This window comes from Cupriavidus sp. GW823-FHT07A04, from assembly GCF_058794615.1.
The window spans coordinates 111,031-130,791 of the sequence record NZ_JBXAHA010000016.1 but is presented as its reverse complement, the minus strand read 5'-3'; the positions used below and the strand labels follow the sequence as shown (position 1 = coordinate 130,791).

24 protein-coding genes are annotated in these 19,761 nt (G+C 60.4%); 17 read left to right on the top strand and 7 right to left on the bottom strand.

Going from position 1 to position 19,761, the window contains the following annotated elements; all coding sequences use genetic code 11:
• Positions 1-78 precede the first annotated feature (78 nt).
• The 9 genes from AC1Q7Q_RS26455 to AC1Q7Q_RS26415 all read left to right on the top strand — a co-directional run bounded on the left by AC1Q7Q_RS26455 (position 79) and on the right by AC1Q7Q_RS26415 (position 6,086).
• Entirely contained in the window at positions 79-1,053 is a 975-nt protein-coding gene (locus AC1Q7Q_RS26455) for a hypothetical protein (protein WP_492370688.1), read from the top strand.
• Between the two features lie 41 nt (positions 1,054-1,094).
• A complete protein-coding gene (locus tag AC1Q7Q_RS26450) occupies positions 1,095-1,466 on the top strand; it encodes a gp53-like domain-containing protein (RefSeq protein ID WP_492370687.1) in 372 nt (123 codons plus the stop codon).
• Positions 1,467-1,607: 141 nt separating this feature from the next.
• The gene (locus AC1Q7Q_RS26445; RefSeq protein WP_492370686.1) at positions 1,608-1,853 is read left to right on the top strand and encodes a tail fiber assembly protein; all 246 of its coding nucleotides are present in this window, start codon (positions 1,608-1,610) and stop codon (positions 1,851-1,853) included.
• Positions 1,854-1,980: 127 nt separating this feature from the next.
• Complete coding sequence (locus AC1Q7Q_RS26440; RefSeq protein ID WP_492370685.1) at positions 1,981-3,306, top strand: IS4 family transposase; 1,326 nt, start codon at positions 1,981-1,983, stop codon at positions 3,304-3,306.
• A 101-nt stretch (positions 3,307-3,407) separates the two neighbouring features.
• Positions 3,408-4,493, top strand: a complete 1,086-nt coding sequence (locus AC1Q7Q_RS26435) for an acyltransferase family protein (RefSeq protein WP_492370684.1) — start codon at positions 3,408-3,410, stop codon at positions 4,491-4,493.
• Between the two features lie 480 nt (positions 4,494-4,973).
• Complete coding sequence (locus AC1Q7Q_RS26430; RefSeq protein WP_492370683.1) at positions 4,974-5,387, top strand: glycoside hydrolase family 19 protein; 414 nt, start codon at positions 4,974-4,976, stop codon at positions 5,385-5,387.
• The gene (locus AC1Q7Q_RS26425; protein WP_492370682.1) at positions 5,374-5,571 is read left to right on the top strand and encodes a hypothetical protein; all 198 of its coding nucleotides are present in this window, start codon (positions 5,374-5,376) and stop codon (positions 5,569-5,571) included. Before AC1Q7Q_RS26430 ends, AC1Q7Q_RS26425 begins: the two co-directional genes overlap by 14 nt.
• A gap of 15 nt (positions 5,572-5,586) precedes the next feature.
• Entirely contained in the window at positions 5,587-5,799 is a 213-nt protein-coding gene (locus tag AC1Q7Q_RS26420; RefSeq protein ID WP_492370681.1) for a hypothetical protein, read from the top strand.
• A gap of 56 nt (positions 5,800-5,855) precedes the next feature.
• Entirely contained in the window at positions 5,856-6,086 is a 231-nt protein-coding gene (locus tag AC1Q7Q_RS26415) for a hypothetical protein (RefSeq protein WP_492370808.1), read from the top strand.
• A 538-nt stretch (positions 6,087-6,624) separates the two neighbouring features.
• Here the strand turns inward: AC1Q7Q_RS26415 and AC1Q7Q_RS26410 are convergent.
• The 3 genes from AC1Q7Q_RS26410 to AC1Q7Q_RS26400 form a co-directional block, all read right to left on the bottom strand.
• On the bottom strand, positions 6,625-7,221 hold the full coding sequence (locus AC1Q7Q_RS26410; protein ID WP_492370680.1) for a hypothetical protein: 597 nt from the start codon (positions 7,219-7,221) through the stop codon (positions 6,625-6,627).
• Positions 7,209-7,571, bottom strand: coding sequence for a hypothetical protein (locus AC1Q7Q_RS26405; RefSeq protein ID WP_492370679.1), 363 nt, complete (start codon positions 7,569-7,571; stop codon positions 7,209-7,211). The genes AC1Q7Q_RS26410 and AC1Q7Q_RS26405 overlap by 13 nt, the downstream gene beginning before the upstream one ends.
• 1,150 nt (positions 7,572-8,721) lie before the next feature.
• On the bottom strand, positions 8,722-9,132 hold the full coding sequence (locus AC1Q7Q_RS26400; RefSeq protein ID WP_492370678.1) for a hypothetical protein: 411 nt from the start codon (positions 9,130-9,132) through the stop codon (positions 8,722-8,724).
• A gap of 477 nt (positions 9,133-9,609) precedes the next feature.
• On the opposite strand from AC1Q7Q_RS26400, the gene AC1Q7Q_RS26395 reads away from it, so the two are divergent.
• Positions 9,610-10,086, top strand: a complete 477-nt coding sequence (locus AC1Q7Q_RS26395; RefSeq protein ID WP_492370677.1) for a hypothetical protein — start codon at positions 9,610-9,612, stop codon at positions 10,084-10,086.
• A 104-nt stretch (positions 10,087-10,190) separates the two neighbouring features.
• Here AC1Q7Q_RS26395 and AC1Q7Q_RS26390 read toward each other — a convergent pair whose 3' ends face one another.
• Positions 10,191-10,394 (bottom strand): hypothetical protein, encoded by a 204-nt coding sequence (locus AC1Q7Q_RS26390; protein WP_416048276.1) that lies wholly within the window; start codon positions 10,392-10,394, stop codon positions 10,191-10,193.
• A gap of 218 nt (positions 10,395-10,612) precedes the next feature.
• On the opposite strand from AC1Q7Q_RS26390, the gene AC1Q7Q_RS26385 reads away from it, so the two are divergent.
• The gene (locus AC1Q7Q_RS26385) at positions 10,613-10,870 is read left to right on the top strand and encodes a hypothetical protein (protein WP_492370676.1); all 258 of its coding nucleotides are present in this window, start codon (positions 10,613-10,615) and stop codon (positions 10,868-10,870) included.
• A gap of 48 nt (positions 10,871-10,918) precedes the next feature.
• Here AC1Q7Q_RS26385 and AC1Q7Q_RS26380 read toward each other — a convergent pair whose 3' ends face one another.
• Positions 10,919-11,275, bottom strand: coding sequence for a hypothetical protein (locus AC1Q7Q_RS26380; protein WP_492370675.1), 357 nt, complete (start codon positions 11,273-11,275; stop codon positions 10,919-10,921).
• 1,350 nt (positions 11,276-12,625) lie between these two features.
• Here AC1Q7Q_RS26380 and AC1Q7Q_RS26375 point away from each other — a divergent pair.
• The 5 genes from AC1Q7Q_RS26375 (at position 12,626) to AC1Q7Q_RS26355 (ending at position 17,325) form a co-directional block, all read left to right on the top strand.
• The gene (locus AC1Q7Q_RS26375; RefSeq protein ID WP_492370674.1) at positions 12,626-13,093 is read left to right on the top strand and encodes an RcnB family protein; all 468 of its coding nucleotides are present in this window, start codon (positions 12,626-12,628) and stop codon (positions 13,091-13,093) included.
• Positions 13,094-14,193: 1,100 nt separating this feature from the next.
• Positions 14,194-14,433: a hypothetical protein gene (locus tag AC1Q7Q_RS26370; RefSeq protein ID WP_416048280.1), complete on the top strand. Its 240-nt coding sequence runs from the start codon at positions 14,194-14,196 to the stop codon at positions 14,431-14,433.
• Between the two features lie 445 nt (positions 14,434-14,878).
• Positions 14,879-15,298, top strand: a complete 420-nt coding sequence (locus AC1Q7Q_RS26365) for a hypothetical protein (RefSeq protein WP_492370673.1) — start codon at positions 14,879-14,881, stop codon at positions 15,296-15,298.
• A 771-nt stretch (positions 15,299-16,069) separates the two neighbouring features.
• Positions 16,070-16,843: an alpha/beta fold hydrolase gene (locus tag AC1Q7Q_RS26360; protein ID WP_492370672.1), complete on the top strand. Its 774-nt coding sequence runs from the start codon at positions 16,070-16,072 to the stop codon at positions 16,841-16,843.
• 14 nt (positions 16,844-16,857) lie between these two features.
• The gene (locus AC1Q7Q_RS26355; protein WP_492370671.1) at positions 16,858-17,325 is read left to right on the top strand and encodes a MarR family winged helix-turn-helix transcriptional regulator; all 468 of its coding nucleotides are present in this window, start codon (positions 16,858-16,860) and stop codon (positions 17,323-17,325) included.
• Between the two features lie 150 nt (positions 17,326-17,475).
• Here AC1Q7Q_RS26355 and AC1Q7Q_RS26350 read toward each other — a convergent pair whose 3' ends face one another.
• On the bottom strand, positions 17,476-18,228 hold the full coding sequence (locus AC1Q7Q_RS26350; RefSeq protein WP_492370807.1) for a carbonic anhydrase family protein: 753 nt from the start codon (positions 18,226-18,228) through the stop codon (positions 17,476-17,478).
• A gap of 401 nt (positions 18,229-18,629) precedes the next feature.
• The gene (locus AC1Q7Q_RS26345; RefSeq protein ID WP_492370670.1) at positions 18,630-18,965 is read right to left on the bottom strand and encodes a hypothetical protein; all 336 of its coding nucleotides are present in this window, start codon (positions 18,963-18,965) and stop codon (positions 18,630-18,632) included.
• 330 nt (positions 18,966-19,295) lie between these two features.
• Here AC1Q7Q_RS26345 and AC1Q7Q_RS26340 point away from each other — a divergent pair, with 330 nt between their 5' ends.
• Complete coding sequence (locus AC1Q7Q_RS26340; RefSeq protein WP_492370669.1) at positions 19,296-19,736, top strand: GNAT family N-acetyltransferase; 441 nt, start codon at positions 19,296-19,298, stop codon at positions 19,734-19,736.
• The last annotated feature ends 25 nt before the right edge of the window (positions 19,737-19,761 follow it).

Genomic DNA, 19,761 nt, shown 5'->3' with positions numbered 1-19,761 from the left:
GCCCTAGCGTCTCAAGATCACAGACACCTGATCATTCACAGCCCGCGTCGCGCGGGCTTTTTCGTTTCCGGAGCCTAAATGGACCGCCAGATCGTTTATCCGGGTCAGATCCCCTTTGAAACGGACCTGCTGAACATCAACAAGTACGCCATGATCGCGCTGGCCAAGTTGGCCGCCGCGATGCTCGGTACCGCGACCGTGGTCAACGGCCTCGGCTGCGTGCCCAACGGCCCGGCGTCGTTGCAGGTGGTCGTGAACCCCGGCGAGGTCAACATCGACGCCACTGCCTATTCCTCGCTGGCCGCCGACACCACTCACAGCATCCTGAAGCAGGGCATCTCGCTCGACCCTGTGACACTGAGCTGCCCGGCACCGGCCACGGCCGGCCAGAGCGTCAACTACCTGATCCAGGCCGCCTACCTCGACTCGGACGCCGGCCTGATCACGCTGCCGTACTACAACGCCAGCAACCCCACGCAGGCGTGGGCGGGGCCGGGCAACTCCGGCGCTCAGCAGGCCACCGCGCGTAAGGGCATCGTCAATATCACGGTCAAGGCCGGTGTCTCGGCCACCACCGGCACGCAGACCACGCCGGCCCCGGATGCCGGCTACACCGGGCTGTGGGTGGTGACCGTCGCCAACGGCCAGACGACCATCACCTCGGCCAACATCGCCCAGGCTGCGAACGCGCCAATTTTGCCGGCCGACCTGCTGCACGCGATCCAGCAGAACGCGTTGACGACTGCGGTGGACACGGGGGCGGCCAACGGCTACGCCGTCAGCTACAGCCCGGCCATCACTGCGCTGACCGACGGCATGGTGCTGTGGTTCAAGGCCAAGACCGCGAACAGCGGTGCGTCGACGCTGAACGTCAACGGCCTGGGTGCTCAGCCGCTGGTCGGCGGCGCGCACAGTGCGCTGCAGGGTGGGGAGATTGTCGCCGGCGGCAAGTGCCAGTCGGTCTGGCGCGCGGACATCAGCTCGTGGGTGTTCTCGAGTGCACGGGCGGCGCGCTGCAGGTGGCAGCGCCCACGCAGAGCAACCATGCGGTGAGTCTTGGGGCAGGTGACGCGCGGTATGCGGCCCTTGCCGGGTTGTCCAGCCAGCTGTTCGCAGTAGCGGGGCCAACTGCGGCTCAGCATGCGGTCAACCTCGGGCAGTTTGCGGCAACCCTCTCTGCGAACGGCTACGTAAAGATCCCGGTTCTTGTGGGTGGGTCGAAACTTACGCTGATCATTCAGTGGGGCTCTGTTGCAGCCATCTCTGCTGGCGGTGGCGCAACTTGGTCGTTTCCTATCGCCTTTCCAAACGGATATCTCGGCGGCGTCGCTGCCTTTAATAACACTGGTGGCATTAGCGGATCTGCTGCTGGCGGCATCGGTAACGCGACAAACGCAAACGCCGTACTGTTCAACAACGGTAGTTCCGGCGCTTCCCAAATTTCTGCAATCGTTGTGGGGTGGTAAATGGACTGGAAATTCTGAGCTGCAACTGGCGGCTTCTATCCTGTTGATTCGCTGGATGAGTACCCTAATCTCCCTGGCGATCTGGTCGATGTTAGCGCCGAGCGGAAGGCCGAACTGATGCTGGCGGAGCCAGCAGGGAAGATGATAGTCGCCGGTGCCGGCGGCAATCCTGTCGTCGTGGATCGCCCGAGCCCCACCGATGCGGAACGGGCCGCTACGGCGCGCACTATCCGAGACCAACTGCTCAGCGCTACGGACTGGACACAACTGCCTGATGTGCCGGCGCCGACGAAAGAGAAGTACGTCGCCTATCGGCAGGCGTTGCGCAACCTCCCCGAGCAGGCTGGCTTCCCGGATACGGCAAATTTTCCAGAGCGTCCAACCTGAAGCCATCTCGTTATACAGAAGTGATGGCCTCCCCTCGACTACATGCAGTCGGGAACTGACGGAATTCAGACGTAGGGGGTTGTAAACACGTACGGACTCGCGTCTACTCTCGACTTTTCGAGCGCGAATGGGCAACGAGTCGGGGGCGTGGGTGGACGAAGAATTTGAAGGGCTGAATCTGGGCGATCCCAGGCGGGACCGGCGGGTGAAGGAACTGCTCAAGCGGTTTGCGGCCAATCCGACGGCGAGCATTCCTGGCGCTTGCGATGGGTGGTCGGAGACCATGGCGGCGTATCGGTTCATCGGTAACGGGGAGATTGAATGGACGGATGTAATGCAGCCACATTGGGAGCGCACCGCTGCCAGGGCTGGCCAATTCCCGGTGGTGTTGTGCATCGCTGACACAACCGAATTGAACTTCAACGGCCAGGAAGTGGAGGGGCTAGGGCCGCTGAGCTTTGAAGCGCAGAGGGGGATGTATCTGCATCCGACGTACGCCGTCACGCCGGATCGGGAGCCGCTGGGCGTGATCGATGCATGGATGTGGGCTCGGGAGCCTCGGGACGCTAACGGACAGCGTGGCGGCATCAAGGAGAGCATACGGTGGATCGAAGGGTACGAACGGGTTGCGGAGCAAGCGGCGCTGCTACCTCAGACACGCCTGGTCTATGTGACGGATCGGGAAGGCGACATCGCGGCGCTGATGGCCCGCGCAAATGAACTCGGTCAGCCCGCTGACTGGCTGATCCGTTCCCAATACAACCGCAACCTTGCCGAGGCAGGCAAGCTGTGGGACAACGTCGACGCCAGCCAGGCACTTGGGGAAATCAGCTTTATCCTGCCGGGGCACGCAGGCCAGAAGGCGCGCGAGGTCAAGCAGGAACTACGCGCACAACGTGTGAAGCTGCCGAGTCGGGCAGGCTCGGTGACTTGTGTGGTGGCCCACGAGATCGGTGCGCCGGCGGGCGTCACACCTGTGGTGTGGCGACTGCTGACCAATCGCGAGGCGCAGAACAGGGACACCATTGTCGAATTGATTGATTGGTATCGAGCCCGATGGGAGATCGAGATGTTTTTCCACGTCTTGAAGACCGGATGCAAGGTCGAGGCGCTGCAGCTATCGCAAATGGAGCGTGTGGAACGGGCCTTGGTGTTGTACATGGTAGTGGCATGGCGCATTGCCAGGCTGATGCGGTTGGGCAGAACCTGCCCCGAGTTGGACGCATCGCTGTTCTTTGACGCTGACGAGATACGAGGGGCATGTGTGCTCGCGAAAAAGGCCCGTCCAAAGACACCGGTTACGCTCAATCAGATGATCCGTTTGGTGGCCTCTCTGGGCGGATTCCTTGGGCGAAAGAGTGATGGCGAGCCCGGCGCCAAAACGATCTGGATCGGCCTCCAGCGAACAATGGATGCCGCGTTCATGATTCAGGCGCTGCGGGACGACTCATGACTTCTGTATAACGAGATGACCTGAAGCCCCCCCGATGGTGCTTGTTTCCCCGGTCCGCTCGTGATGAGATAATGGCGCGATTGGGGAGATCTTTCACAGTAATGAAAAACGACAATATGGGTGAGGCCGGGGTGGCGCGTGCGGCACGCGTTGACTCGCTGGACATTTATAAAGGGCTGGCAATCCTGCTCGTTGTTGCAGGCCACCTCGCGCAAAGTGGGACTAGTGAGCCTGATCGAAGCCTGCTGTTCAAGGGCATATACATGTTCCATATGCCCTTGTTCTTTCTTGTCAGCGGTATGGTCTATTCCCTTAAGCCCATGACGATGTCGGTCGCGGAACTTGGCGATTCGCTCGTCAAACGTACGCGGCAGCTGCTGCTGCCATTTTTTACTTGGCACATTTTGAACTATGTGCTGTCCGGGATGGCGGTGACGTTTCCTAGCTACATGCTCGACTTATACAGGTCTCCGGACCTTGGTCTCTGGTTCTTATGGGTCCTGTTCGTCTTTAGCTGTGTGGCGGATCTGGGAAAGGTCCTTGCTGGCAGATCAACGTTGCTGTATGTCCTGTACGGCGTATTGATATGGGCGATCTTCTTTCACCTGCGCATTCACTACTATGTCCTTGGCCTTGGTTTGATTGCGTTTCACTTGCCGTTCTTCTTCGCTGGCGTATTTCATCGTCAGATTTTCGGGGCAGGAAAGAGATGGGCCGGGCCAGTTGCAGTCGCCAGTTCACTTGTGTTCCCGTTCGCGGTCTATTACTGGGAGCGGCTGAACCCTCCACAGATTGGTCTGCTATTGCAGCAGACATACTCCTTGCCGATGTCTACTCTTCTGTACACCTGTTATCTGGCGACGGGTTACATGTATCAGGTGATGTTCGCTGCGATCGGTATCGTAGTGTTTTTCTTGGGGGCAAGGGCCTTCACTGAGGCGGGCGGAGCAAAGCCTTGGCTATCGCGAGCGCTGCGCTTCATCGGACAGCGCACTCTCGAGATATACGTGCTGCACTTTTACTTTATCCGATACCGTTATTCCGACGCCGGCCCGCTCATGAACGGCATCGTAGCCATGATTTTGGCCACATCACTCTCGATCCTGGTCGCCGATTACCTGTTGAAGCCAAACCGCGTGGCAGCGCTCTTGTTGCTCGGCAGGTCGCCGGGTAGGGCCACGGCCTAAGCCGCCACCGCGCCCACACTCCAAGCCGCCCCCGGGCGGCTTTTTCACGCCCGCCGTAGAGCGGGCACCACATCAGGGGTCTCACATGTCCGAACCAATCAGCGGCAGCGCCGCAGGCGTAGCAGGCTGGAAGCTTATCGGCGGTCTCGCGGGCGCTGGCGCCATCGGCGCCGGGCTCGCCTCTCTCGTTGTGATGTGCATGATGACGCCGCGAAGCAAGAAGGAATGGGCCGTAGGCCTGACGAGTACGGTTGTTGGCTCCGCCTGTGGGGGCGCCGCTGTAGTGCAGAAACTTGGCCTACAGGCATGGGCGCACGACTATATCGGGTTGATTGCGCTGATCGGTCTCGTATTCGCCTGTGGGCTGCCGGCTTGGGCCATCGTGCGCTGGCTGTTCAACTTCGTCGAGCGTCGGCGCGACAAGGACCTGGCGGAGGTGGCGGGGGAAGTGCGCGACGCGGTGACGGGGGGGGGGCAATCATGGCTGACCTTCTTATCACGGCCGCGCAGCTGCGCGCCATCACGCCGCTGGCCGGCGCGCGCGCCGACGCGTTCGCCACGCCGCTGGCTGCAGCGATGCTGCAGTTCGAGGTCAACACGCCCACGCGCGCGGCTGCCTTCCTGGCGCAGGTCGCGCACGAGTCCGGGCAGCTGCGCCTGCTGCGCGAGATCTGGGGGCCGACGCCGACGCAGCGCCGGTACGAAGGCAAGGCGGACCTCGGCAATGTCGAGCCCGGCGACGGCAAGCGGTTCATGGGACGCGGCCTGATCCAGGTCACCGGCCGCAAGAACGGCATCCACGACATGCCGTTCCCGCTCTGGATCGCCCAGAAGTACGCCCGGGAGGGCTATCAATTCACGCCCACGGAGGTGATTCACCATGCTGATTCTTGACGCTATCGGGGCGGCCATCAAAGCCGTCTTCGCTACGCCCGAACGAAACTTCTTTGCCGCGGTGCTGGTCGTGCTGGCACTGGCCGGCGGCTCGTTCTGGGTCTACCGGCTCGAGCGCGACGCGGCGCGCGCGGAGCTGGCGCTGGCCAAGTCCGACCTAGTCAAGGCCAAGGGCGACAACTAGGCGCTGGCGGGTTCGTTGACCACTCAGAACGCTGCAGTGGCCGCGCTTGAGGCGCAGGCCAAGATCCGCGCCTATGCCGCGGCGAAGGCCGACGCCGAAACGCAGGCGGCCCAGTCCAAGTACACGCTGCTGGCGGGCAAGATCCAGGTGCAGGTGCCGGGCGCGGACCAGTGCGCATCGCTGCACGGGCTGCGGCAGACCATCACGACCGAGCGGGGGAAGCTATGAAGTGGCAACTTGCGAAATTTCGAAATTTCGCGGCGTGCACGGCACTTGCGGTGCTTATGCTGGCTGGCCGCGCCGCCGCACCGCGGGTGATTGAGAAGCCGGTGGAGGTGATGGTGCCGGTGGCCGTGCCCTGTAAGACGGCCGAGATCCCCGAGCCGGACTGGCCGCTGGCGAAGGTGCCCGCCACCGCCAGCGACTTCGAGTTCTTCCGGGCCGCGCTGGCAGAGCTGGCGCTGCGCGCGGGCTACGAGGTCAGGCTGAAGGCGGCCGTAGCCACCTGCCAGTAGCGATTACTGGAACAGCGTCAGGTCGACGCCGTCTGGCGCTAGCTTGAGTAGCAGCATGGCGCCGCGAGGCGCTACAATTCAGCCCCAGCGCGCTTTGGCGTCGCCACAATACACGCACAGGAGGCATGAAGGCATGGGCGCTATAGCATGGGCGGCGGCCGTTTTATTCTATTGGCGGTTCGTAAGTGCGCGGGCCGCACTCATCCTGATAGGGATCCTGGCATTCGGCGTTTTTACATATTGGTTCGATCCTGATCAGCAGGCGTGCAATGGCAGAACGTGGTTCTGCGATTTCGTTCCGGAAAGGGTCGGACGTGTGCCGCCTCCAAAACCGGAATCATGCCCTCCAGTTGAGCCGCTAGACACACCGATTTTCCAAAGCGAAGCCGCCAACGCCGAAGTTGAGAAGCTGGTTCAGGCCGGCGTCTGCCAGCAGACCGCGATCGATAGGGTTCGGAATGGCTGGAAGGTGCCATATCACCCGGCATTTAGGGGTGTTCCCAAGGCGGACCGCTGATTCGGATTTTGAGCCGGCAATTTAAATTGTGGTAACTACGACGCCGAAAACGTCGCGCAGTAACTGGCGCTGCACCGGGGCGTAGTTAGTGCACATCCTCATCTCCTGGCAAGGGAGCACCCGCTGCGCCTTCTCCGAGACGCGCCGATGCTTGTCCTGCGCATCTTGCCACGTCACCGAGGTGAAGATCTTGTCGATGCCGCCGCCGATCAGGTGGGTCAGGAAAACTGGCTTGTCGGTCATCGTGTGCGACCATGGGCAGAAGCATGCCCAGACGCGGGCATCCTGCTCAGGAAGGTCAGTGCGCAGCACGAAACGTTTGGACCAGCCCCTTAGGAATTCATGATGAGCGTTCCCGTCCATCGCATGGACCGGCTGACCGTAAGGGACCGCCGGCCGGGCAACCTTGATCCGGTGGTGCTGGCCGTCCTGCTCGAAAGACAGGTAATCGGCCGTCCACACCATCTTCTCGATGTAGCGCGTCTCGATGCCGTGCACGGTCACCGCGTTGGCCGTGACGGTGACGTTCTCGCAGTCGAGGCGCAGCTCGGCCGTGTCGCCGGGCAGGAACTGGGTTTCCAGGAAGATCGATGCCGCCTGGTAGGTCACAGGGAACATGCCATCTCCTGGCGGGTGGCATAGTGGCGCTCGCCGCGCGTGTGCAGGCAGATCGAGCGAGGGCCAGCAAACTGGATGCTTTTGGCAAGCTGGAAGCTCAGCGATGCGCCCTGGTAGTCGAACGCCAGGCGGTCGATTGTCCACGGCAGGGCCATGATCGCCGCTATATCGACCCCCGACAGGGTGATCGTCGCGCTAGCGGCCTGCGCGGCGGCCTCCACCTCCGGGTTCCAGGTCTCGGCGGTGAGCAGCGGATCGTCGACGGTGACGTGGGGGCAGCGGATGGCCAAACGCGCGGCCCCGTGGGACTGGCTGTACAGGTAGACTGTATCGGGGGCGCAGGCGAACATGTCTCTCTCAATGGATACTGTATGGATGTCCAGTATAGGAGCCGTCCGAGAGGGATAGTCGATTGTCGAGTTAACTGTATGAATATACAGTGCCACCCATAAAGCGCACTGAGGAGCACTATTTTGGTGCATAAACAGCCTTATGAAGCACTTCTGCTAACCCCCATTCAGCCCCCATAATTCTTGTAAGGTGCTGATTTATATAGAGTATGCTTGCCCCTTCCTCGCACAAAAGTCTTTTTTACGTCACTTATTCGCCTCGTTTCACCTCCCGCATTTCCGCATCACTTCAGCCTGCAAAGCTAGGCCCCACAAGGCTTAGCAGGTGATTTGTGGCAATCGCCTCGTTGCACTCTGCTACTCCCATTTCACTTATCATCGGCGCTCCGGCCCCATAGCAGCCCCACGTTCGGCCCCACGAAATGGCGCACTTTGCGGAGTCCGCAACAGGCTGGCGCGCGCAGGGAAAGGTGGCCACCATGTTGCCCACCTGGGAAGCAGCCTTCTGAAGCCCATGGCGCCGCAGCAGAAGCCGAGCGTCTTGTATTTGCGGCGGATCTTGCGAACACCTCGGCTTTTGTTGACTATTCTTTGCAATCGAAATTGGTTGATGCTGGTAGCCTGTTTGCCCCCGACGCCCAAATTCGATTGCCGACCAATGATCACCGTTCTCGCCATCGCCGTTGCCTGCGGCGCATTTCTCAGGCTTTGCGTCGCGTCCCCGTATGAAGATGCATTCGGGCTGGGGAAGTGCGATGTGGGCGGCCTCAGTGAGGGTGTGGCGCAGAGTCACGATAGTGACGGTAACGGTCAGTGGCCGAGCACTCGAGGCATGGCGGCGGATCATTGAATTGCTTCGCATCCCGTGTTCGCGATGAGGTGGATTGCGACTGGTATGCTGTCTCGAAATCAATAGCTCCCCTGCGAAACGAGCCATGAAACCCATTCTTTTGCTGCTGATCACCTGTGGCGCACTGCTCAGCGGCTGTGCAGTGCTTCCTTATGACGATGGCTACGGCGGTGGCCAAGGCAACGGCTGCCCTCCCGGGCAAGCCAAGAAGGGGAATTGTCGAGTTGACCAAGGCGGGAATGAGTCCTTTTGCCCGCCTGGGCAAGCGAAGAAGGGCCGCTGCTGAATTGCGCGCGGCGATCACTTCGTCTCTCCCTTGGCGATTGCGGCGCGCATGGCGGCGTCCATCTCCACAAGGCAAGCCGCGTCAACTATCGCTATAGCCTTGGTGTTTCCGGCCCGACGCAACCACCGATACCGCTCGGCATCGCGCTTGTCCTCGCTGGGCTGCTCTGCGGCCTTTTCGGTGGCATCACCGATATGGTCGGCGGCCATTTTCGTCACGTCACGAGAATGGCCGGCCAAGAGGGGCCGCAAGGCATTGGGGCCGCCAGTTAGTCCGCGGTGCTCATATTGACCGCAGACAAACTCGATAACGCGGGTCTGTTCATCCGTCAGCACGTGGCCGCATGTCTCGCAGGAGATATCGTCGTAGTTGGCTATCCTATTGGGGTGTTCGCACGGCGCCGGCGAGCGGCGCAGTCCGGGCACGGATCAGTCTGGTAGCCCGCAATCGGCGCCGACGAAGCCGCTGATCTCGCCTCGGCCATTGCACATGCTGCATACCGGCGGCGCGGGCCTCTGCGGCGACGCGAACGCGCTTGGCGTCGGCAACCATCTCGCGGCCTCACGCTCAATTGGTATGGCAGTCATTTGCATTCCAATATGCTCGCGGCACTGCATTTGGGAGGTTTACGTATCAGGATGCCGGCGAGACGCGCACCATCAAAGGGGCGTGGGTAGCAGCAACGATTGGATCGGTGCTTTCGGAGTCTCCCCGGGCCCGTGTGCCTGCTGCTGGAAACCATTGTCGCCAGTCCTATGGCGCATTTCCTCTTGTGGGATTTCCGTATTTGTCGTTTCGCCACACCACCCCGATCCAGCGATCTACATTCCCCCATAAAGGGCTATTGCAGACACCGCCAGCGCGTCGGAGACTGAGCATCACTTCACTCTCATGAAGCTGACATGGAAGCCACAAAAGTGCAGGGCGACGCCGCCAAGAAAAACGCCATGCGCGCCGAGATGCTTCGCGCGCAGGCGAGGCGGTTCATGAAGTTCGTGGGCGAATGTCTTGCTCAGGAGGGATTCATGGCCCGCGCCGCGGTGGAAGGCCCAGCTTTGCCGGGTGACGAGAGAGAGAGTTTCGAGCTCAATACTAGCTTCGGCCGCGTTTATGCCCAGTTCGGCTTTGCGAAGTGGGATGGACGCCTCGTGGGGCGGTACCAATTCTCGCGCTTCATTCTAGGCGCGGATGAGATGATCCGGCTGGTCCCATTCCACGTGATTCTGATCGAGGATCAGGGGAACGCAACCTTTGCCGAGGATGGCTTCTTCGAATGGAAGATCCCAGATAGTCCGGATAGCAACTACGGTCCGGCGCTCGTCGGCTGTTTGCTCCACGGATTCCAGGAGTCGCTTCCACAGATAAAGCGACCACAGTAGAACCAGAACCGATTTGCCGGAACGCAGCCACCTTCGGGTGGCTTTCTCTTTTCCGCAGCCCTGACCGGCTGCTGCTCTTGGCCACCTCCGGGTGGCTTTTTCGTCTAGGGCGCCAGCGTGCGCACCAGTCTCGACTTCAGCGGCCAAGGCCTAAATGCGAGAATCCAGACGCAGGCCAGAGGCCCAAATACAGGTATCAGGGCTAGATACTCGTAGCCCGACTCGAAGCGAGCCGTCCGGAAAACCTTCCGGAATGGGAAGAACCAGAGCGCCTCGAAGACGAGAAAGCCCAGCAGGAAGATGCTCATAGCGGCCTCATGGTGCGGTGCACACGTTGGAAGCAGTGTACGGCCGGTCTGCGTTCTTTGATTCCCCAATATTGGGGGATCGTTTGGGTTCCTCGAATGACTCCCCACCCCTCAGCATTTTCTCCACACAAAGCCAGTTTCCGCGCTGTCCGGATAGGCAGCAATGACGCAAAGCCATGGCTCGCCCCGAGCTGGCTTCTTCTTTGCCGGGGTCACAAATGCCCGAACCAATTGGCGGCGCTGCCGTAGCCGGCGCGGCGGTCGTGCAGAAGTTCGGGCTGCAGGCCCGGATGCACGACTACATCGGCCTGGTGGCGCTGTTCGGCGTTGTGTTCGCCTGCGGCCTGCCCGACTGGGCCATCGTGCGCTGGCTGTTCAACTTCATCGAGCGCCGGCGCGACAAGGACCTGGGCGAGCTGGCGCTGCGTGCCGGCTACGAGGTCAGGCTGAAGGCGGCGGCAGGGGTGTGCAGATAGGCTGTGTAGGGTGACGCATGACGGCGTGCCCTGTCCCGCATACTTGCCTCACTTGGTGCGAGGCGTTACGTAGGGCGTAACGAGTTCAAAGCAATCAAAAAGCACTGCAGATTTTTTCGCCTTGGAATCATAGGCATGAACCTCGATGCATTTGTACGCGCTTTCGCCCCTTTGGAGGAAGAACGTTTCGGTTGCTACCCCGATTGGAGTCGAGTCGTTCGTAACCGCGGCAATGCCGTAACCACGTGCAACAAGCTCGGATAGCGACAACCCAACGCGCTGCCATTGGCTGTCAGGCGCTTCAACTGCTTGAGCGGATAGCGCGGCTGTAGCGAGGAAAAAGGAAGCGATACGGAGGGCTTTCATTGTGAAGTCGCAGTTGATTCCACCGGGGGATGCGGTCATGGCGCCTTCCTTCGTGGCGCGAGTGGCGCCGCCTCAGTTTCCATCATATGCGCAGGAAACGGCAGCCTCAAATCTGAGGGGCCCCTGGCGTGACGAGCGCGCGGCGGCATACTGAGCTCCGGTGGGGTTTCTGCATCCGTTGTAGGCGCGGCCGCCGCCGGCCGCCAGAGGGCGGGGTCCCACAGGCCTTCCAGGACAGGTTGTACCGCACAAAAATTGCCGCGACCTGGGAGGCGAGTCGCGGCACTGCGGCTGATCGGGGAAGGGGGGCGCCGAGTTGCCGGTGGGCGTGCCTGTCGTCTCGGTTTAGGATCGTTCCTGATGACTTCTTCGTGGCGTCCCATTGGCAAGCGCCAGCGGCCGCTGTTTGCGTATAGGTGCCGGACATCCTGGTTGGGCTATGAATGCGACCCTCCATACGCACCTGATTTCCGAGCCAGTGGCTCGCTTCGATGGAGATGCGCTCACCGCTTACGCTTCCGGATTCGATTGGGTAGTTGCCCGGTTTTCCACCGATGCTCGGCTGGACGGCCGGCGCAGATAACGAGACCATGGCGCCTGCGCATCCGTCCGTAGCAAGCCCTGGCGGACGCCGCTTCAGAGGCGACACCGCCGGGCCATCGGAAGCCTTATTTGACCTGCGGAGAGCTTGCCCGATTCGATCCTGTAAGACTGCATGCCTGCTCGACTGCGCGGCTCACCCGTGCCGGTATCAGTCCACTTAAACGCGAAGCGAAACCAGGCTCGATTATCTTCGAATGAGTGGTCATGGACGACGACATATATGCCGGGGCGTTCTTGTTGGACCTTAGCAATCTCTGCGTAGTCCTCCCGCGTTACCGTCCGATTGCCTTGTTCATCGTGTCGAATGTGGTGCGTTCCTACGCAGTCGGGGACGAGATCAAACCGGCCCTCATGCCAAACGCTCTCCCAGCGGTCGAATAGATCGGCCGGGTACCTTCGGCAGCACTTCTCTGGCACGCGCGGCTGTGAGGCGATGCTTCTCTTGGTCCGTTCCCACGTTGGTGAGCGCAGGATCACTTCTCGCCTTGCGCTCTTGAGGTGGGTAAGGGAGGCTGGTTGCTCATGGCATTGCTAATCTATTTAAAATCAATGACTTGTTGGATTCTCTGGCCGCGCAAGCACCCGCAGGGGGGTGATTCTCTACCTTGTCAGGCGAGAGCTCAGTTCGCCGGCGTTCTTGCTGTCCGTGCGTTGCGCCTAAGATGCGCGGGTGAGGGCGCCAATGGTCTTGTGATGCACACGTTACGATTTCGTAACGTGTCGGCGCGGGGGGGCGGGATAGACTGAATCGCATAGGTCCTCATACGTGGGCTATAGGAGATCGAGATGCGGAAGATCAAGGTGTTCGCCAGCTTGGCGCTGGCGGCGTGTACTCTCACTTCGATTGCGGGCTATGCCCAAGATAGGGGGCCTGGCGGCGATGATCGCGGAAGGCCACCCATGGGTCATGATCAGGGACAAGATCACGATAGCCAGCACGGCTACAGCGACCGCGGCCGGCATGGTGACCACCATCAGCAAGGTGACAGAGGCTGGGAAGGTGACAGGGGCAGGGAACAGATGGACGAAAGGTATGGCCCTGATCGTCGCGCCGATCGTCCGGGCCCTGGCAGCTGGCACAAGGGTGAAAGGGTCCCCCCGGAATACCGTCAGCGTCAGTACGTGATCGATGACTGGCGCGCCTATCGGCTGTCGCCTCCGCCGCGCGGATACCAGTGGGTGGGCGTTGGCGGGGATTACTTTCTCGTCGCCGTTCCGACCGGCGTGGTCTTCCAGGTGGTCATCGGGCGCTAGGTTGCGCACAGCAAAAAGCCCGCCGGGTGGCGGGCTGCGATGATTTGACGATAAGCCCTTAGTGTCGATGGATCAGGTGGTCAAACCATGTCTGGACGGCACGCTGTTGTGCCGATAGCAGGGTCGGATCATGTTCGCGGAGCACCCAGACAACGATCGCGCATAGCGCTAATCCGACGAGCAGGACGACTAGCGAGGCAACCATGGCGCCTCCTATTGGGTGACTATACAACCAGTGTAGGCCATTCCCGCCGTGCCCGAGCGTGTCAAGTCCTGACATAGGTTGACACGGACAAGAGCCTGCGCCTTAGGCGGGGCGACGCATTAGAACGTCAGTTCTGACTCAAGTGGGGTCCACCCGCGAGCGCCGTGGGTCTTCATGTCAACCGCCTCCATTTCCTTGCCTTGCCCCTGGCAGTACTCGTTGGCACGACGCAGGCTGCTGGCCTTGATTAGATTGGCTCAAACCGGCCCGGTGGAATGCCCGCTCCCCCGTTTTGTGGAGAGTCAAGCAAGGGAACGCGCCACGCGCAGCTGCGATGTAGGCGGCCGCGTTGCGGGTGCCTTCTGCTCAATAAAAGGTCTCAGGCTGGCCGCATGCGGCCTACGCGCAAATCCCGAGGCGGCAGGCGCATCCCCGACTTGCTGTCATGGTATCTCGCAACGACGAACCGCCTGTAGGACGAAATCCGGCATGAAATCAGTGCGCACCCGATAGCCTTTGCGTATGGCTTGAAGGATGCTGAACTACCCAGCTCGGACAAGCCCATGCTGCTCTTTGTGATCGTTACCCTTGCGGCAATTGGGGTGATCGCCATTGTGATTTCCCTGATGAAATAGTGTCAATGCTCCGATCCAGTTCCCCGAAGACCAGACGAGGCTAACGGGGGCGCCAGGTCGGCGAGCATCGCGCCAACGGCCGGTACGCGGGTCGACTCCTACTACAGCGGGGAGTCCCACATCTGCAGTCTTGGTTTCCAGCGACGGCGGTTAATTTGACGTGTCGCTCAATGCAGCCATTCGTTGAGAGAAGCTGCTTCAAGATGAAGTCGGAGTGGCCAGTCTCAGCGCGCGGTCGCGGATCCTTCCTAGGAGATGCTATGGCTTTCAAATACACCTTCATTGATGTAACCAACGCCACGCCCGCCGGCGCCCCCGTTCTCGTGGCTGAACTGACCGCAGACGCGCCCATCGCGCATCTCGCTATTGGTGCGGTCATTCGTCTGCCGGACGCTGGCGGCAAGCCTTGGCTGGTAAAGGAACTGAGCCTGAGCCCGACGATCCAGGCGAACGTGGTCGGCGCGGACCTGGCGGTCTTGGTCTATGTGACTGCCGAGTAGGCCTCCGGCTTTCGCAGACATCCACGAACGCGCTGTGTGGCTGTCACGCAGCAATTCCCAGCATCTTTGCCGGCAGTGGCGGGTACTGCCGAACCTGACCGCATGCCGAACAGGATGCTCCGGCGGGTACCACGGTCAGCCTGCCGCGGCTTGGAGCCGTCGAACTCGCGCGCCCGCTCCGGATCCCGGCAGGCCAGCCAGTCATCCTATTCCGCCCGCGGCACAATCACCGTCATCCGTTTTTCCTTGCCTGGGGCGTGGAGGCGGTTCATGAGCGAATGCCTGTACGCCGCTCATGGGGCAGATCATGTTGTCCGAGGGGGGGCCGCCGACAGTTGGCTGCCGCAATGCCGCTTGCATGACGAGTCAACGATTGCGAAAATCGCGAGCGGTTTTGGACGATGCTGACGAACGCGCGTCGCAACAAGGGCTCAAGAAACAACCCATGAAAAAAATGACAACGCTTTTTCTAGCGTTAACGGTCGCCGGCTGCGCAAGCTCGGCGGCGCCGAACTTCGTGAACGGAAGATATTACATGGCAGGCGATTCGACATGTGAGCGATACAGGGTTCTTTCGCCAAGTCGAATCATGTGCTTTAACTCGGACGGTCAGGCAACCGGATACAGAGACGCCATGACCGATCAGCAGTTGCAGATGTATCAGTTCAATCAGCAGATGACTGTCCAGCAAATGCAGCAGCTCAACGCGCAATTGCAGCAGCAAAACCAGCAACTGCAGCAACAGCAGAACGCATGGCGTCAAATGCCGCAATACGTGGCGCCGCAAGCTGCGCCTCTGACACCACAAGACGGCAATCAGATCCGGTGCATCAACACTGGGCCGGTTACTCGCTGCCAATATTAATGACGCATTGCGCCGCCTCCAGGGCCGCAAACGCAAGCCACCCGCGATGGTGGCTTTTTTTATGGCTGCCGGCCCGTTGTCGGCGCTCGCAGTAAGCGCTATTTCGCTGAGCCGCCCGGCTCCCAGGGCGGGTTGGGCTGCGCCTGGTCATAGGCAGGGCTGGGTGGCCAAAGTGAGCGCCAAGGGCAATCAGCGGCTTGCCAGCACCGTTGTCACGCCAGCGCCGGGCACGCCGTATCGGGTGTGGGCATAAAAAAAGACCGGCCGAGACGGGAGATCCTTGCCGGTCTTGCGCAGAAGCAGGAGCGCAAAGGGGCACAGCAGATGCCGTGCGGCGCGAATTAAATCAAATTAAGATCTGGTATGCAACAAATTTAATTTGTAAGAGCGAGATGACAAGATGTCCCTAAATTCAGTCAAAGCTCGCCATGTGCCGGCTTCTCCATTTTTTGGGGCCTTGGCGGCCGAAACAGCCTTCCGGGCCGCCACTGGCCTGTCGCCGGCGCTCTCCGCGCGCTGGCGGACGCAGGCAACCGCCTGCGGGCTACGGGCATAGACGACGGGAGAGCCGTTTTCCAACGCGACCCCAATTTGACAGGATGCTGTCAATTAGGTAAAAATGACAGTATCCTGTCAAATTGATGGGTGGCTCGGCGCTTTGGTGATGCGCCCGGGCAAGCTATTGATGCTGTCTATTGCACTGCTGATCCCAGTTGCCGAGGGTTCACCAATTTCCCCGCGACAGCCGCGGAATCGATACAGGAGATCACGATGAAGCAGACAACAGTCGCTGCAACGCAGGGCAATCTTGCGCTGCTTGAAGCGGGTGACGGCACCGATCTGCCCGTGCTGTTCCTGCATGCGGACTCGGGCAGAGCAAGCCAGTGGTCGGAGATGCTCAAACGCATCGGGCGACGCAGGCGGGTGTATGCGGTTGACTCACGGGGAAGCGGAGATAGTGCCCCTGCTGCGGATGGTGATTATTCCTATGCGGGGCGAGCACAGGACATTGGCGATACAGCCGCGTCCTTGAAACTTGATCGGTTCATTGTCGTGGCACACAGCGGCAGTGGTGCGGCTGCGCTGGAATATGCTGCCAGGCACGCGGGCCGGGTGGCGGGACTGTTCCTGCTTGATCCTGCGACGGATCCACGGGCGCTTCCTGCTGATGTTCGCGCCGGGTTTCTTGAGGCCCTGAATGGGCCTGCGAGCCTTGATGTGCAGCGGGGGTTTTATGCTTCGATTGCGGGCAACAACCCACAGGTAAAGGCCAGAGTGTTGGAAGACTGTGCTGCGGTTGACCCGGCAGCCCGGCTGGGATTTGCGGCCGCGTTCGCAAGCTGGAATCCCGAAGCTGCGCTCGATGCATGGAAAGGCCCCATTTTTCTCCTGGTCAGCAGCGCAAACGACAAGCCAAGTGCGCTCCATGCGCTGCGCCCGGCGTTGCCGCATGCCGTGGTGGCCGATACCGGGCACTGGATACAGCTCGACCAGCCCGATCGCGTCGAGCGAGAAATCCTGCGTTTCATCGCTAGCGTCCAATAGGAAGGAGTTCGGGAATGACTGTCAATAAGACCAAAGCGGGCATGATTCTGACGGATATTGTGCTGATGGTGTTCCGTCTCGAGGGCGGTTTCATGGAAGCAGCCGAACAGATCGCTGCGCCAGCGGGATTGACGGCGGCCCGTTGGCGCGTTCTTGGAGCCGTGCTCCATGAACACCGCACTGTCGCGGAGATTGGGCGCTTCATGGGGCTAACCCGGCAAAGTGTGCAGCGTCTAGCCGATGTCCTGGTAGGCGAGGGTCTAGCGATGTTTATCGACAATCCATCACATAAATCCGCCAAATTGCTCGCCCCAACCGCCGCAGGCCATTCCGCTGTGGCGCTATTGGCAACGCGTCAAGCGGCCTGGGCGAATGCAGTCAGTCAGAAATTCAGCGCTGAACAGCTCATCCAGTGCAAAACAACGATCGAAGAAATCATCTCTTGTGTCGAGGCGACGCCAATTAGCCCCGGCAAGCGATAAGCGAGGGCGCTGGTGCTACGGTAGAACGCCCATGCGCAACTTCCTCTATACGCTTGAACCTGCCAAGGAGAAGCTTGTCCCGCATTGAATCGCGCTTCTCGATTCAACGCCCCGACTGCTTGTCAGATTTCTCCGTGCCGCGTCTCATTTTCAGGCGAGGAATTCGACAACCCCACCGTTTAAGTGGTACATCGCTCCGACAATTTTTAATTTTCCATCTTTCTCCATCGGCGCCAGCACGCTACTCCCGTTTCGTATTGCGTCGATCGTGCGCCGAACATTGGTTTGTGCCACCGCATCGACAAATTCATCATTCTTGCTGCTTCTGTCACCAGAGTACTGCGTTTCATCCACAGCCGGTCTGATCTTGGCCAAGAGACCGGTCAGGTTTCCCAGTTCAACGTGATCAATCGCGCCCTTGATTGCCCCGCATCCTGTGTGCCCCAGCACCAAGATAACTTTAGCGCCGGCCGCTGCACAGGCGAACTCCAGGCTTCCAATGAGATCGTCATTGACAATATTGCCCGCGACACGCGCGTTAAAAGTATCGCCAATTCTCGTGTCAAGGATGATCTCGGCCGGAGCCCGGGAGTCAATGCAACTCAAGATCACCGCCGCTGGATACTGCCCGCCGGCAGTCACTCTTTTTTGTGCCAGATAATCGTGGGGTAGCATCTTCCCCGAACGGAAACGTCTATTTCCTTGCTTAAGGCTCTCGATAATCTGGTCCGGTGTCAATTTGTCCCGCTCGGACTTCGATAGCGCCGCCGCGTAAGCCGATTCAACGCCCCCCATGGTTCCCGCCAGCCCAATGGCTGCGACGCCAAGCGCAGTCTTCAGTACGGTACGTCTTCCAACGCTGTTGGAGGACGTCGCTGGACAACAGTCAGTCTTCTTGTGCATTTCATCCTCCGCAAACAACCGCAAGGCGATCGTTGTTGCCAGCATCGCGGTGCTGTCGTGCATGGGCGATTCTCTTGGCGCCGGCTCCCGGATAGGCAGCAGCAGATCGCCAAGCCACCTGCTTCGCAGCTAGCCCCAAACACATGGTATTTGAAGTGAGGTTCCCAGGCTATAGGACTTTGGTCCATTGGGGGGCAGGTCAGCGCGGACGATATCGCTTCGTTTATACAGAAGCGGAAGCCGGACTCGCGCGGAAAGTTCGGGGATGAGGCGGCAACTCAGATCTATGTGCCTGAGCGCCAGGCAGGCATGCCGCTCGAGTTTGCCGGCGCCGCGTATCGTTTTGGGCACGCAAGAGAACGGGGACGCTCATGGCCTCGGCACGGCGGCGTCGCTCCTATTCATTTGCCCGGCTGAGCCCGGGCTGTCGACGGATTCAACGAGGTTTTGCTTCCACCGCCGCCGTAGTCCCGCGAAGCTCCCGCAGTCTGCGCAGCGGTCAACTCTTCTCGCTGATGCCCTGAAGTGGCATTGCTATAGCGCTGCGTAATGGCGCCGTTTACGCCAGAGAGCGAATTGCCCTGACCTTGTGCTGAGCCGTAGGCCGTGCTGCCGTGCTGCTGCGAGGCGGCGGCATAGCCACCGTAGCCAGCCGATCCGGAAGATTTGTAGGCCGCGAGTTGGGCGTGAACTGCGCCCGGCACCAACATTAGAGCAAGAATCGGAGTAATTCTCATGCTGCATTCCGGTTGGGTGAAAGAGGGGGCGGCAAGGTGGTTGCTACACCCTCGAGAGAGGGCAAAGGGGCAATCCGTCGCCGCTATTGATTGTGGTGCGTCGCACCAGTTTCAGTACCCCGCCGTAGAGGGGAGGGCTGAGCGCGTTGCGGCGTGGGCTATATGGCGACGAGGGAGATAGCGCCGGCTGGGCATCCGGAAAGAATCGCCCCAAGCAGGAGAGTGCTGGGGCATTACGTGATAGCGGGTGACTTCGCCGTGCACGTTGGATGCTGGCTGCTAAAGCCTGTGCCAAAATCGGGATTTCGGCGATGAGGAAGGAATGAAACGATGACTGCAAATCGCAGCACCAGTCTGGATATCCGAAGGCTTTCCCCGGCGGAATGGCGGCAAGCTTTTCCTGTCATCACGCAATTGCGCTCGCTGGATGAAGCCGAGTTCCTGCGCCGAGCCCGCCGGCAATCGCATTCTGGCTACGAGCTTGTTGGCGCTTTTCAAGGCAGCAAGCTTATCGGCGTGATGGGGATGCGGCCCGTCCATACGTTGGCGCGCGGGGCACACCTGCACGTCGATGACCTTGTGGTCGATGCGCAAGCGCGGGGAAGTGGTGCCGGTCACGCCCTGATGGCATATGCGGAAGCCGACGCGCGTGCGCGCGATATGACTGCTGTGTTTCTCGACGCACGGCCGGAGGCCATTCCCTTCTATGAGCGCGAGAGCTATGTCCTCCATCCTGCTCCCTCGATGAAGAAAGTGCTCCGATCCTCCTAGTGGCCATTCCATGGAGGTAGGCTGG

Bases quoted from the DNA above. Each gene is read 5' to 3' on its own strand.
- AC1Q7Q_RS26455 (WP_492370688.1), top strand. From the start codon at position 79: ATGGACCGCCAGATCGTTTATCCGGGTCAGATCCCCTTTGAAACGGAC.
- AC1Q7Q_RS26445 (WP_492370686.1), top strand. From the start codon at position 1,608: ATGATAGTCGCCGGTGCCGGCGGCAATCCTGTCGTCGTGGATCGCCCG.
- AC1Q7Q_RS26440 (WP_492370685.1), top strand. From the start codon at position 1,981: ATGGGCAACGAGTCGGGGGCGTGGGTGGACGAAGAATTTGAAGGGCTG.
- AC1Q7Q_RS26435 (WP_492370684.1), top strand. From the start codon at position 3,408: ATGAAAAACGACAATATGGGTGAGGCCGGGGTGGCGCGTGCGGCACGC.
- AC1Q7Q_RS26430 (WP_492370683.1), top strand. From the start codon at position 4,974: ATGGCTGACCTTCTTATCACGGCCGCGCAGCTGCGCGCCATCACGCCG.
- AC1Q7Q_RS26425 (WP_492370682.1), top strand. From the start codon at position 5,374: ATGCTGATTCTTGACGCTATCGGGGCGGCCATCAAAGCCGTCTTCGCT.
- AC1Q7Q_RS26415 (WP_492370808.1), top strand. From the start codon at position 5,856: ATGCTGGCTGGCCGCGCCGCCGCACCGCGGGTGATTGAGAAGCCGGTG.
- AC1Q7Q_RS26410 (WP_492370680.1), bottom strand. From the start codon at position 7,221: ATGTTCCCTGTGACCTACCAGGCGGCATCGATCTTCCTGGAAACCCAG.
- AC1Q7Q_RS26405 (WP_492370679.1), bottom strand. From the start codon at position 7,571: ATGTTCGCCTGCGCCCCCGATACAGTCTACCTGTACAGCCAGTCCCAC.
- AC1Q7Q_RS26395 (WP_492370677.1), top strand. From the start codon at position 9,610: ATGGAAGCCACAAAAGTGCAGGGCGACGCCGCCAAGAAAAACGCCATG.
- AC1Q7Q_RS26390 (WP_416048276.1), bottom strand. From the start codon at position 10,394: ATGAGCATCTTCCTGCTGGGCTTTCTCGTCTTCGAGGCGCTCTGGTTC.
- AC1Q7Q_RS26385 (WP_492370676.1), top strand. From the start codon at position 10,613: ATGCCCGAACCAATTGGCGGCGCTGCCGTAGCCGGCGCGGCGGTCGTG.
- AC1Q7Q_RS26380 (WP_492370675.1), bottom strand. From the start codon at position 11,275: ATGACCGCATCCCCCGGTGGAATCAACTGCGACTTCACAATGAAAGCC.
- AC1Q7Q_RS26375 (WP_492370674.1), top strand. From the start codon at position 12,626: ATGCGGAAGATCAAGGTGTTCGCCAGCTTGGCGCTGGCGGCGTGTACT.
- AC1Q7Q_RS26370 (WP_416048280.1), top strand. From the start codon at position 14,194: ATGGCTTTCAAATACACCTTCATTGATGTAACCAACGCCACGCCCGCC.
- AC1Q7Q_RS26365 (WP_492370673.1), top strand. From the start codon at position 14,879: ATGAAAAAAATGACAACGCTTTTTCTAGCGTTAACGGTCGCCGGCTGC.
- AC1Q7Q_RS26360 (WP_492370672.1), top strand. From the start codon at position 16,070: ATGAAGCAGACAACAGTCGCTGCAACGCAGGGCAATCTTGCGCTGCTT.
- AC1Q7Q_RS26355 (WP_492370671.1), top strand. From the start codon at position 16,858: ATGACTGTCAATAAGACCAAAGCGGGCATGATTCTGACGGATATTGTG.
- AC1Q7Q_RS26350 (WP_492370807.1), bottom strand. From the start codon at position 18,228: ATGCACAAGAAGACTGACTGTTGTCCAGCGACGTCCTCCAACAGCGTT.
- AC1Q7Q_RS26345 (WP_492370670.1), bottom strand. From the start codon at position 18,965: ATGAGAATTACTCCGATTCTTGCTCTAATGTTGGTGCCGGGCGCAGTT.
- AC1Q7Q_RS26340 (WP_492370669.1), top strand. From the start codon at position 19,296: ATGACTGCAAATCGCAGCACCAGTCTGGATATCCGAAGGCTTTCCCCG.